Origin of the sequence: Salinibacterium sp. (assembly GCF_031364185.1) — a bacterium.
In the GTDB taxonomy this organism is placed as follows: domain Bacteria; phylum Actinomycetota; class Actinomycetes; order Actinomycetales; family Microbacteriaceae; genus Rhodoglobus.
On sequence record NZ_JANLVV010000221.1, the window covers coordinates 1 to 11,688 of the forward strand.

Below are 11,688 nucleotides of genomic sequence, written 5' to 3' on the forward strand. Positions count from 1 at the left end.
CGGCACTGTCGACTCCGTTGGTGAGCGCGATCGGGCACGAGGCCGATCGACCCATGCTTGACGATGTGGCCGACCTGCGGGCATCCACCCCCACCGATGCTGCCAAGCGGGTCGTTCCGGATGTCAGCGACGAACTCGCGAGGGTGCAGCAAGCCAGAAGCGGCATGCGGCTTCGCATCACGCAGCGCATTTCTACTGAAGTCGACCGGCTGGGAGCCCTGAGATCACGTCCGGTTCTGGCCAACCCCGCCTCGATGATCGATGGCAGGTCGGAGGATCTGACGCGCCACGTGGCCAGAAGTCATGAACTGATCGAACGGCGGCTCGAGCGCGCTCACACCGGAGTCACCGAACTCACGAGCCAACTGCGGGCGCTGTCGCCGCAGCGCACGCTCGAACGTGGGTACGCGATCGCCCAGTTACCGGATGGCGCGGCCGTGCGTGACGCCGCTCAGGCGCCCACCGGCACGCGGCTCGTACTGACGGTCGCGGCGGGCAGGCTCTCCGCGACCGTGGATGACGCGCACAACGGCTCCTTCACAGGCGCAGCCGCATCAACTCGCACACCGATAAGGGCGGCCGCAACCGGGCGCGCCGGGCACGGATAGAATGAAGATCGTGGCCAGCGAACCGAAGAACGATGTCAGCGCGCTCAGCTATGAACAGGCTCGCGATGAATTGATCCGGGTGGTGAGCGAGTTGGAGCAGGGCTCCTCCAGCCTCGAAGAATCACTGGCGCTGTGGGAACGCGGAGAGTCACTGGCAACCCGCTGCGAAGAGTGGCTTATCGGCGCGCGCGCCCGGCTTGAGGCGGCCCGCACTGCAGCCCCCGCCAATAAGTAGCACCCGGGAGATCACCATGACACCCAAGGAACCCGCGATCGTCGCCGAATTGGGCAGGCCCGAGACCGCGGACGAGACAGCGCAGCGGAAGGCCGAAAACTCCCGCAAGCACAGGGCGAACCAGACCGCGTTGAACCTTGTGGGGGCAACGGTCGCGTCGCTGGCGATTGTCGCCTTCCTCATCATCGTGGTCGTGCGCCCCACCCCGGCGCCCGCCGAGTCGATCGACTACATCACCATCGCCAGCCAGGCGCAGGTGAACTCGGACCAACCGCTGCTGGCGCCCGTGCTGCCCGACACCTGGGCTGCGAACGATGCGCGCTTCGAGAGCAGGTCGCAGGTGCCGACCTGGTACATCGGGTTCGTCACCCCGAAAACCCAATTCATCGCACTCAACCAGGGGATCGGCGCCAACCCAACCTGGCAGGCTGCCGTGCTCGATAATGCCACGGAGACGGGCTCGGTGACCATCGAGGGTGTGACGTGGACAGTCTTCGACCAGCGCGATTCGGCGAGCCCCGGCAACTTTGCATATTCGATGGCCACGACCTCCGGCGACAGCACCATCGTGCTTCACGGCACCGCAAGCGACTCGGAATTCGAAGCACTTGCCACGGCCATCTCTCCCGAATTGGATGCTCCATGAGCGAAATCGACCTGGCACCACCCGGGCACCTAGCCCGGCCTCGGCGCACCCCTGCCAAGGCATGGGAGGAGATGGTGCGCGGCAATGAGCGGTTCGTCAGGGGCGAGCCGCAGCATCCACGACAGGATGTGGAGAGACGCGAGGCTCTGGTCGGCAAGCAAACTCCGGATGCAGCTCTGTTCGGCTGCAGCGACTCTCGCCTGGCAGCCGAGATCATCTTCGACAAGGGAATCGGCGACCTATTCGTTGTGCGCAACGCGGGCCAGATCATCTCGGAGTCGGTGATCGGATCGCTTGAGTACGCGGTGAGCGTGTTGGATGTTCCGCTGATCGTGGTGCTCGGCCACGACCAGTGCGGTGCCGTGCTCGCCGCCATCGAATCCCAGGGCGCCGAGGCGCCCACGCTGCCCCCTCATATCGGGTTACTGATCTCCAAAATCATCCCGGCCGTGCGCCGAGTAGGGCGCAGCGCCGGAATGCTCGATGTCGGCCTGATCGACTCGCAGGATGTGGGCCGGGAGCATTTGCGCGACACGATCACCGAGTTGCTCGAGACCTCCGAATTAATCAGCGACGCGGTCGCCGCGGGTACGCTGGCTGTGGTGGGGGCCAACTACCGCCTGCTCGAAGGTCAGGCCGTGCCTGACGTCATCCTCGGTATGAGCTGACCGGCCACCACGCCAGTTCCCCGCACCAATCCAGCCGATCGAGCCCGCGAAGCTCCAGAAAAGGACGACACAGCGCCGTGAGCAGCCCCACAACCCCAGACGGACACTTTCGAATCGAACACGACACCATGGGCGAGGTTCTGGTGCCGGTCGACGCCCTGTATGGGGCCCAAACCCAGCGTGCCGTCGAGAATTTTCCCATCTCGGGGTCCGGGCTCGAAGCAGCACAGATCGTCGCCCTGGCCAGGATCAAGCGAGCCGCAGCGATCGTCAACAGCGAGCTGGGCATCCTGGAGCCTCAAATCTCAGCCGCCGTCGTGGATGCCGCTGACACCCTGATCGCCGGGTCGCACCACGACCAGTTCCCGGTCGATACGTACCAGACCGGCAGCGGAACGTCGTCGAACATGAACATGAACGAGGTGCTCGCGTTTATTGCCACCGAGTCGCTCGGCCGTCCCGTTCATCCCAATGACCACGTGAACATGTCCCAGTCATCCAACGACGTATTCCCCACGTCGGTGCATCTCGCCGTGACCGGAGCGCTGCTGCACGACCTGATCCCGGCCCTTGACCACCTCGCCGCGTCGCTGGAGGTGAAGGCGGCTCTCTGGAAAGATGCCGTCAAGCCCGGGCGCACCCACCTGATGGATGCCACCCCCGTCACCCTGGGGCAGGAATTCTCCGGCTACGCCCGGCAGATTCGCCTCGGCATCGAACGCGTCCAGGCCACCATCGTGCGTGTCGCCGAGGTTCCGCTCGGTGGCACCGCAACAGGCACCGGCATCAACACCCCGCAGGGATTTCCCCAGCGCGTCATCGCGGTGCTCGCCGCAGACTCGGGGCTGCCCATCACCGAAGCACTCGACCACTTCGAGGCCCAGGGCGCCCGCGACGGTCTCGTCGAGGCGTCCGGAGCGCTCCGGACGCTCGCGGTATCACTCACCAAGATCTGCAATGACCTGCGCTGGATGGGGTCGGGGCCGAACACCGGTCTCGGCGAACTGCACATCCCTGACCTGCAGCCTGGGTCATCCATCATGCCGGGCAAGGTGAATCCTGTGATACCCGAGGCCGTGTTGATGGTGTGCGCGCGCGTGATCGGCAACGATGCGACCATCGCCTGGGCCGGGGCATCCGGAGCCTTCGAACTGAACGTCGCCATCCCGGTCATGGGAACAGCACTGCTGGAGTCGATCCGCCTGCTTTCCACGTCGTCCGTGGCGTTGGCCGAAAAGACGGTAGACGGGCTGGAAGCAAATCTCCCTCGCGCCAGGGCGCTGGCCGAATCATCCCCTGCGATCGTGACACCGTTGAACAAGATCATCGGCTACGAGGCCGCCGCAAGAATTGCCAAGCATTCCGTCGCGGAAGGCGTAACCGTGCGAGAAGCTGTCATCGACCTCGGGTTTGTCGAGCGCGGCGAGGTCACTCTGGAGCAACTCGATGTGGCCCTCGATGTCATGTCGATGACCCACCCTGGGTAGAGCGTACGCAGCACCTAGAGCGGAAGCAGCACGGCCGCCCAGAAGCCGGCGAGAATGAACGGCCCGAAGGGAATGTGCGTTCCGCGTGCGCTGCGCACGAGCGTGATGGTTGCGGCGACGCCACCGGCGAGAAACGCGAGCATGGGCGAAACGACGGCTGCCTCCACTCCAAGCATCCCTGCCGAGATCCCGAGAGCGCCCGCAAGCTTGACGTCACCCATGCCCATTCCACCGGCGAGGCTCAAGGCGAAGAGCAGACCGAAGTACCCGAGCCCTGAAAGTACGGCGACGACAGGGAACTGCCCCGCTAGGACTCCCTGCGCGACGAGCGCGACGATGAGTACGGCGTAGGCAGGCAACACCAGTCGATTCGGCAGTCGGCGTACCGTCAGATCTGATCTGACCAGGGCTGGAGTGACGGCGGCAAGATAGAGCAGGGTCACTGTGACGGGCCCCATCCCCGCCGCGAGTACTGCCGCAACCCCGAGCCCCACTGCTGCGGGAACTTCCCACGCCGGATCCTGGCCGCGCGAATGCGTGGTGGGGAGAACACTGGCGACCATACGCCTGACGCTAGCCGCAGGTCGGGCAGGCGGGAGCGAAAATTCCACAGGCTCCGAACTACTCGATCAGGTAGATCACCGGAACGGGAGCGCCCGTCAGATCCTGGACTATGCGGTCACCGAGGGGTGTAGACAGGGACACTGGGACGAGCACTGAGCTGGTGACGACGCCGGCGGCCGGGCATCCGGCGACATGATCGGGCGTCACGCCCGAGGGCTGATCAGGCAGGCCGTAGTACACGCCGATCTGAACCGTGGTCTCGCTCTCGATCACGACGACCTGCCGGGGGATGCACAGCAGCGGCCCGCGAACATTCACCACGAGACTGGCCGAGCCCTCCGCCGAAAAACCCGGGCTGGCTTGCGACCCTACATACCCCGGGACATCGGCGTTACCCAGGAGCGAGAACGACGGAAGTAACCGCACGTAGAGCGGCAGCCCGTCGTCAAAGTCCTGGGCTCCCAGAATCGGCGCCTCCACTAGGCCCGTCGGGGCGGCAGTCAGCCCATCGATGATCCGATCGACGAAGTGCGGTGCCGGCGATCCCCACATCTGCTCAATGGTGGTGGGAGGCACCCCAGGGCGGGGCGGGTTCACTATCGACGCCAGCCAGGGGGCGCCCGCGACCGCGAGCAGCCCGATAATGCCGAGGCCCGAGATGAACCGCCTCCACGCGTACGCTGCGCCACCCGGCTCGTTGGCGTTCGGATGTGACACCATCCACGCCGAGAGGGTTCGCCACTGGGACCGCGGTGCGAAAAGTCCCCACAGGAACACGATCCCCAAAGTTACCGCGAGGGCCCCAAATACCCAGCTCACGAATAGACCCTACGTGGTCTACCCCCAAACCGAATAATGCTGCCGCCGCGGTGACTCGCTCTCAGGCCAGTTCGTTGGACTCGAGCATCTCGGTCACGAGGGCCGCGATCGCCGACCGCTCAGATCTCGTGAGCGTGATGTGCCCAAACAGTGGATGACCCTTCAGCGTTTCGATCACGGAGGCTACCCCGTCGTGACGGCCGACACGCAGATTATCGCGCTGGGCTACATCGTGGGTGAGCACCACTCGCGAATTCTGCCCGATGCGGCTGAGCACGGTCAACAGCACATTGCGCTCAAGCGACTGCGCTTCATCCACAATCACAAATGCATCATGAAGGGAGCGACCACGAATGTGGGTGAGAGGAAGCACCTCCAGAATGCCGCGCTCGAGCACCTCGTCGAGTACGTTCTGGGACACCACCGAACCCAGCGTGTCGAACACCGCCTGCGCCCACGGGTTCATCTTCTCGGACGCATCCCCTGGTAAGAAACCGAGCTCCTGGCCGCCCACGGCGTAGAGAGGGCGGAACACCATGATCTTGCGGTGCTGCTGCTTCTCAAGCACAGCCTCCAGGCCCGCGCACAGCGCCAGCGCCGATTTCCCGGTGCCCGCCCGACCGCCGAGCGAGACGATCCCAATATCGGAATCGAGCAGCATGTCGATCGCCAGGCGCTGTTCGGCCGAACGCCCGTGCAGTCCAAAGAGGTCACGATCGCCGCGCACCAGCCTCATCTGACCCCGAGCGGAGACCCTACCGAGGGCAGAGCCGCGATCGGAGTGGATGATCAGCCCGGTATTCACCGGAAGATCCTCGATCACCCGCGACTGTAACTGCTCGTTGTCGTACAACTGCGACATCTGGCCCGAGGAGAGGTCGATATCCTTCTGTCCGGTCCAGCCCGAGTCGACCGCGAGTTCTGCGCGGTACTCCTCCGCGGCAAGCCCGATGGATGCCGCCTTGACGCGCAGCGGAAGATCCTTGGAGACCACCGTGACGGCGAGGCCGTCGTTGGCGAGGTTGAGCGCAACGGCCAGGATGCGCGAGTCGTTGTCTCCGAGCTGAAGCCCGGACGGCAGCACCGACATATTGGAGTGGTTGAGTTCCACCCGCAGTGACCCGCCATCACCCACCGCGATGGGGAAGTCGAGTCGTTCGTGCTGCACGCGCAGTTCGTCGAGATTGCGCAGGGCCTGCCGGGCGAAGTAGCCGATCTCGGGATCGTTACGCTTCGACTCGAGTTCCGTGATGACAATCACCGGAAGCACCACGTGGTGCTCGGCGAAACGGAAGATTGCCTTCGGATCCGACAGGAGCACCGAGGTGTCGAGAACGTAGGTGCGCTCGAGCTGCGATGTGCCAGAGCCTCCCGTTCGCGAGTCGTTCAGCTTCGACGTCGGGTTCATTTGCTCGGCCACGTGCACTCCATCCCCGAGTGCACAGCACCCGGATCCAGTAACGCGAAGACGGCCAGTACGTTGCGAGACGAACTTGCGTGGCCGCCTCGACCAGGCGCCGTGCCCGGTACTCATGACGCTAGGCGGTCGCCGTCAAGCCGCGCGAATCGACACGCCCAGTGAGTGTGTCCACACGGTGAATCTTCGCTGCTATTCCTAGACCGAGTACGCCACCAGGCTTGAGCGCAGCATTGCGAAGGTCTCGTCATCGGTGGTGGCGTGCGGGCTCAGGCGCACGGCACCCTGTCGCGTCGTGACGGTGACGCCGTGGTTGTGCAGGGATGCGGTGAGAGCGGTAAGCCGGTCGGCCGCGGGCTCCACCACGACGATTCCAGCCCGCTCCGCATCGTCCCGAGGCGAGACGACGTCGAGCGCGAATTCGTCGGCCATGTCGATGATTCTCGCGGTCTGCTCCGCGAGCCGAGCGGCGATGACCGCGACGCCCACATCGGCGATCTCCTCCAGCGCAACCGCGAAACGCGCCTGCGCGATCGGGTCCGGGTTGCTCACCTCGAATGCGCCGACGCCCCTGGTCGGCGGCGGCACCTCGTCCAGCGGAGTCCCCTCGGTGTCGGTGGCGGAGAACCCCGAGAACACGGGGACGAGGTGCTCCGCGGCACGGTCGCTCAACGCCAGGAATCCGGTGCCCCACCCGGCGCGAACCCACTTCTGGCCGCCAGACACAACGACATCGGCGACCTGGAACGGGGCATCCACTATTCCGAATCCCTGGATGGCATCGACGATGAGCAGGCGATCGCCGATGACCTGCCGGATGCCTTCGAGGTCGACGACATAGCCCGTGCGAAAGTCCACAAGGCTGACCGCCACGGCCACCGTCGAGTCGGTGAGCTGGTCACGCAGATTGCCCGGGGTGATCCGGCCGTGATCGCTGTCGAGCCACCGGGGGCTCACCGCCCCCAGCGCATCCGCCGCCCTGGTGATGGCGAACGGACTGCTGGGGAAGTCGGCGGAACTGACCGCCACCTCCCCGGTGAGTCCGAACATCACGTGCATGAGTCCCTGGCTGGTATTCGGCTGGAAAATTACCTGCCGCGGGTCGAAACCGATCACCGCGGCCACGGCGTCACGCACCCGCGCATCCTGCTCATCGAGAGTCGAGAGCGTGCCATACCGGGAATGTGCGAGCAGGGTCATCATGGCCTGCTCCTCGCCGAGCACGGTGGTGCCGACCGGCCCCATCCGGGCGAAATCGAGATAGCCGGGCTCCGCCTCGAAACGCTCCGCGAACGCCTCAAACGACACGCCGGCGGTCACTGGCCGAACCGTCTCTGGCGCCGCGAAAAATCGCGCAGGGCTCGCAGAAAGTCGACCTCGCGCAGGTCCGGGCCGAGGGCCTCGACAAAATAGAACTCACTGTGGGCACTCTGCCAGATCATGAAGTCGCTGATCCGCTGCTCCCCCGAAGTGCGGATGACCAGGTCAGGGTCGGGCTGCCCACCCGTGTAAAGGTGCTCACCGATCAACTCGGGCGTGAGAATTTCGGCGAGGGCGTCCAGAGTGCCTCCCTCGCTCTCATGGGTCTGGACGATGCTGCGCATCGCATCCGCGATCTCACGACGGCCGCCGTAGCCGATCGCAAGGTTCACATGCAGGCCGGTTTTATGTTGAGTGCGGTCCGCCGCCGCGGCGAGCTTCTGAACCAGAGCCGGCGGCAATCCTTCGGTCGATCCGACATGTTGGACACGCCAGTCGCGGAAGTGCGACAGGTCTTCCGCGAGGTCTCCAATGATGTCAAATAGGCCATCGAGTTCGACGGTCGTGCGACCGGTCAGGTTATCCGTCGACAGCAGGTACAGGGTGGCCACCGAGATGCCGAGGTCGTCGCACCACTGAAGGAACTCGCGGTACTTCGCCGCCCCGGCGCGGTGCCCGTGGGCTGCCGTCTCCATCTCCCGCAGCTTCGCCCACCTGCGGTTACCGTCGATGATCATGGCGACGTGGTGGGGCAGCGTCTCGGTGTCGAGCATGCGGCGAAGGCGGTTCTGGTAGATGCCGTAGAGGAAGCCCGGACCTAGGGCGCTCTGGCTGTCTTTCACATGGATACGCTAGCCCACTGTGAGCTGCCAGCCTGAGGATCGGCGGCTCCCGTACACTGGCGCGATGAGTGCCTCAGCATCAGCAACCGAGCCAGCAGGCACGCCCGACGTCGATCTTCCCAACATTCCCCTGCTCGATGACGCGATCGATTTCGACCATGCCACGGCGACGAACCCCACCGAAAAGAAGCCCACCTGGCGGGGCTGGATCCACACGGGAACGTTCCCGGTGGCGATCGCGCTGGGAATCATCCTCCTCGTGATGGCTGACGGCCCCACGGCAAAAATTAGCTGCACGGTCTTCTTCGTGTGCTCGCTATTGCTGTTCGGCACGAGCGCTCTGTATCACCGCATCAACTGGAGCCCTAAGGTTAGGGCAATTTTCAAGCGCCTGGATCACGCCAATATCTTCCTGCTGATCGCCGGCTCCTACACACCCATCGCGGCGCTCGCGCTGCCGCAGGACAAAGCCACGCTATTGCTCTGGCTGGTCTGGATCGGGGCCGGGCTCGGCATCCTGTTCCGGATCTTCTGGATCGGCGCGCCCCGCTGGCTCTACGTGCCGCTGTACCTGCTTCTCAGCTATGCGGCACTCGCGTTCATCGTCGACTTCTTCACCGCCGCACCGATCATGATGACGCTCATTCTCGTCGGGGGGCTGTTCTACACGATCGGAGCGGTCATTTATGGCCTCAAGAAGCCGAACCCTGTGCCCGGTGTCTTCGGATTCCACGAGATTTTCCACACCCTCACGCTTCTCGCGTTCCTGTGCCATTGGACGGGGATTTTCCTGGTGGCAACTAACCCGCCGCTGTTGTAGGCGGATCGCTCTCCTGCGCGTTTTTCGATGGCCGTGAGCCAGGCTGTGCATCCGAGGCCGCGATCGCTTCTTCGGCCTGCTCGATCGCGATCTGCTCGCGAATTTCGCTGCGGTAACGCACCCTTCGCACCCGACGGCTCATGTCTACCAGCAGCAGCACGGTGGCAATGGCAATGAGGAACGTCACTGCGAAACCGACCACACCGGGGGTGATGAGGTTCACGTCGCCCTCGTACGCTGGCACCGGCGTGGGTGTCGAGTCTGCCCACAGAATCACGAGCGAAGCAAATACGGTCATACGGAAACCTCGTCGTTCAGGTCGATGCCGGCAAAGAAGTCGTCCTCGGGAACCGTGCCCTGCACCGCCGAGCTGATGAGCTGGAAGTCTTCGAACGGCCAGGCCTCACGCTGCACATCGTTCGGCCAGAAGAAGAATCGGCTGTCGGGAGCAACCTGGCTGGCGTGCGAGCGCAACGCGGCATCCCGAACATCGAGAAAATCGCCCACCGGGATGTGAGTGGTAGCAAGCGACGGACGATCCCCCATCCATCCCTGGAACTCCTCCATCTCGGCGAGGCTGGGATGGCCGCTCGCCGTCATCACCTCGACCATTTTCGAGACGCGCTGGGAGTTGAAAATGCGGTCATAATAAACCTTCGGAATGCGCCAGGCCAGCCCCTGCTCCGGGTAACGCCCGGGGTCGGCGGCGGCCTCCCAGGCGTACATCGAGATCTCGTGGGTGCGGATATGGTCGGGGTGGGGATATCCGCCGGTCTCGTCGTAGGTCACCATGACCTGGGGGCGCAATTGCCGGATGACCCGCACGAGTGGCTCGGCGGAAATCTCCAGCGGCACCAGCGCAAAACAGTTGGCGGGCAGCGGTTCGATCGCACCTTCCTCGGTGCCGGTGCCCTCAGGGAGCCCCGAATCCGCGTAGCCCAGCCACCGATGCTCGACCCCCATCACGCGCTGGGCGTTCGCCATCTCGATGCGGCGAAGACCGGCGATGTCGCGCTCGGCCATCGCCCGAGGTTCCAGCGCCTCGTTCTGCACGTCGCCGCGCTCGCCGCCGGTGCAGCTGACAATTACCACTTGCGCACCCGAATGCGCGTAGGCGGCCCAGGTGGCAGCGCCCTTACTCGACTCATCGTCGGGATGAGCGTGTATCGCAAGCAGACGCCGTGTCACCGAACTCCTAGGTTGTGCCTCTAGCCTTGGAGTACCAAGCCTAATGGAGTCGTGCGTGCCCAATCCTGAGCCCCCTGGCGATACTGGCCGCGGCGCCGACCACGCCGCAGCCGTACTCGATGCACGCTACGGGCGATCACGCTCCTCCGCGAAGCGCACCCGTTGGATCGGCATTGCCACCGCGGCCGCCTTCACCATCGTTTTTGTCGCCTGGGCCATCTGGGGCGGACTCATCGGAGCTCCGGATGCACAGTTCACGGCCGTCGACGCGAGGCACACCGTGGTCGACGAGACCACGGTCGAGGTGACCTGGGAGTTCACCGCCCCACCCGGCACCCCCGCCCGCTGCGCCGTACAGGCCCTGAACTCGACGTTCGCCATCGTGGGATGGAAAGAGGTGGATGTGCCAGCCTCCACCAGGATCAACCGTGTGCTCACCGAGCGAGTGCTCACCACTGAGCGAGCCGTCACCGGTTTGATCTACCGCTGCTGGCTCACCTAGGCTGGGCTGATTAACCATGGAACCGGCCAGCGACGGCCGGTTCCTTTTTGTCAGGAGTACACCGTGGCCCACTCACATTCGGACACCTGGTTGACCCAGGAAGCCTTCGACCGCCGCACCGCGGAGCTCGAGCAATTATCGGGCGAGGGCCGACTCGAGATTGCCAAGAAGATTGAGTCGGCACGGGAGGAGGGCGACCTGAAGGAGAACGGCGGCTACCACGCTGCCAAGGAGGAACAGGGCAAAATCGAGGCCCGCATCCGGGTACTCACAGAACTGCTGCGTCACGCGACGGTGGGTGACGCGCCCGCATCAACCGGTGTCGTCGAACCCGGCACTGTCATCACGGCGACGATTATGGGCGACGAGTCGACGTTCCTGATCGGCAGCCGAGAGATCGTGGGAGACAGCGACCTTGACGTCTACAGCGAGGGAAGCCCGCTCGGCACCGCCATCATCGGCATGAAGGTCGGCGATGAGACCAGTTATACGGCCCCCAGCGGCAAGGTCATCCCCGTGAAAATTATCAGCGTCGAGACATACATTCCCTGACCCACCCAACACCTTCCCTTTCATTATCCAGGAGGTTGTGACAGGTGAGGCTAGTGTCACACAGGCAACAGCTCACCATT

At 64.4% G+C, this 11,688-nt stretch carries 15 protein-coding genes; 8 read left to right on the forward strand and 7 right to left on the reverse strand.

Annotated features, from left to right (window positions below):
- From RMN95_RS09650 to RMN95_RS09670, 5 genes are all read left to right on the forward strand, one after another.
- Positions 1–608, forward strand: a 608-nt coding sequence (locus RMN95_RS09650; protein WP_309616707.1) for an exodeoxyribonuclease VII large subunit, incomplete at its 5' end; no start/stop codon positions are given.
- A gap of 1 nt (position 609) precedes the next feature.
- Positions 610–843 carry an exodeoxyribonuclease VII small subunit gene (locus tag RMN95_RS09655; RefSeq protein WP_309616708.1) on the forward strand — a complete coding sequence of 78 codons (234 nt, stop codon included), beginning with the start codon at positions 610–612 and terminating at the stop codon, positions 841–843.
- Positions 844–859: 16 nt separating this feature from the next.
- Complete coding sequence (locus tag RMN95_RS09660) at positions 860–1,489, forward strand: DUF4245 domain-containing protein (RefSeq protein WP_309616709.1); 630 nt, start codon at positions 860–862, stop codon at positions 1,487–1,489.
- On the forward strand, positions 1,486–2,157 hold the full coding sequence (locus tag RMN95_RS09665; protein ID WP_309616710.1) for a carbonic anhydrase: 672 nt from the start codon (positions 1,486–1,488) through the stop codon (positions 2,155–2,157). The genes RMN95_RS09660 and RMN95_RS09665 overlap by 4 nt, the downstream gene beginning before the upstream one ends.
- A gap of 77 nt (positions 2,158–2,234) precedes the next feature.
- Positions 2,235–3,644: a class II fumarate hydratase gene (locus RMN95_RS09670; protein ID WP_309616711.1), complete on the forward strand. Its 1,410-nt coding sequence runs from the start codon at positions 2,235–2,237 to the stop codon at positions 3,642–3,644.
- 14 nt (positions 3,645–3,658) lie between these two features.
- Here RMN95_RS09670 and RMN95_RS09675 read toward each other — a convergent pair whose 3' ends face one another.
- The 5 genes from RMN95_RS09675 to RMN95_RS09695 all read right to left on the reverse strand — a co-directional run bounded on the left by RMN95_RS09675 (position 3,659) and on the right by RMN95_RS09695 (position 8,546).
- Entirely contained in the window at positions 3,659–4,207 is a 549-nt protein-coding gene (locus RMN95_RS09675; RefSeq protein ID WP_309616712.1) for an A24 family peptidase, read from the reverse strand.
- 58 nt (positions 4,208–4,265) lie between these two features.
- Positions 4,266–5,027: a fumarate hydratase gene (locus RMN95_RS09680; RefSeq protein WP_309616713.1), complete on the reverse strand. Its 762-nt coding sequence runs from the start codon at positions 5,025–5,027 to the stop codon at positions 4,266–4,268.
- 61 nt (positions 5,028–5,088) lie between these two features.
- A complete protein-coding gene (locus tag RMN95_RS09685; RefSeq protein WP_309616759.1) occupies positions 5,089–6,435 on the reverse strand; it encodes a PhoH family protein in 1,347 nt (448 codons plus the stop codon).
- Positions 6,436–6,642: 207 nt separating this feature from the next.
- Positions 6,643–7,764, reverse strand: a complete 1,122-nt coding sequence (locus RMN95_RS09690) for an aminotransferase class V-fold PLP-dependent enzyme (RefSeq protein WP_309616714.1) — start codon at positions 7,762–7,764, stop codon at positions 6,643–6,645.
- Entirely contained in the window at positions 7,761–8,546 is a 786-nt protein-coding gene (locus RMN95_RS09695) for an isoprenyl transferase (RefSeq protein WP_397545099.1), read from the reverse strand. Before RMN95_RS09695 ends, RMN95_RS09690 begins: the two co-directional genes overlap by 4 nt.
- 64 nt (positions 8,547–8,610) lie before the next feature.
- Here RMN95_RS09695 and RMN95_RS09700 point away from each other — a divergent pair, with 64 nt between their 5' ends.
- Positions 8,611–9,366, forward strand: a complete 756-nt coding sequence (locus RMN95_RS09700) for a hemolysin III family protein (RefSeq protein WP_309616715.1) — start codon at positions 8,611–8,613, stop codon at positions 9,364–9,366.
- Here RMN95_RS09700 and RMN95_RS09705 read toward each other — a convergent pair.
- Together RMN95_RS09705 and mca are read right to left on the reverse strand one after the other, a co-directional pair.
- Positions 9,347–9,664 (reverse strand): hypothetical protein, encoded by a 318-nt coding sequence (locus tag RMN95_RS09705; protein WP_309616716.1) that lies wholly within the window; start codon positions 9,662–9,664, stop codon positions 9,347–9,349. The two genes, RMN95_RS09700 and RMN95_RS09705, sit on opposite strands and share 20 nt — an antisense overlap.
- Positions 9,661–10,554 (reverse strand): mycothiol conjugate amidase Mca, encoded by an 894-nt coding sequence (gene mca / locus RMN95_RS09710; protein WP_309616717.1) that lies wholly within the window; start codon positions 10,552–10,554, stop codon positions 9,661–9,663. Before mca ends, RMN95_RS09705 begins: the two co-directional genes overlap by 4 nt.
- Positions 10,555–10,609: 55 nt before the next feature.
- Between mca and RMN95_RS09715 the strand changes: the two genes are divergently transcribed.
- Positions 10,610–11,056: a DUF4307 domain-containing protein gene (locus RMN95_RS09715; RefSeq protein WP_309616718.1), complete on the forward strand. Its 447-nt coding sequence runs from the start codon at positions 10,610–10,612 to the stop codon at positions 11,054–11,056.
- A 63-nt stretch (positions 11,057–11,119) separates the two neighbouring features.
- Positions 11,120–11,608 carry a transcription elongation factor GreA gene (gene greA, locus RMN95_RS09720; protein ID WP_309616719.1) on the forward strand — a complete coding sequence of 163 codons (489 nt, stop codon included), beginning with the start codon at positions 11,120–11,122 and terminating at the stop codon, positions 11,606–11,608.
- Positions 11,609–11,688: the final 80 nt, after the last annotated feature.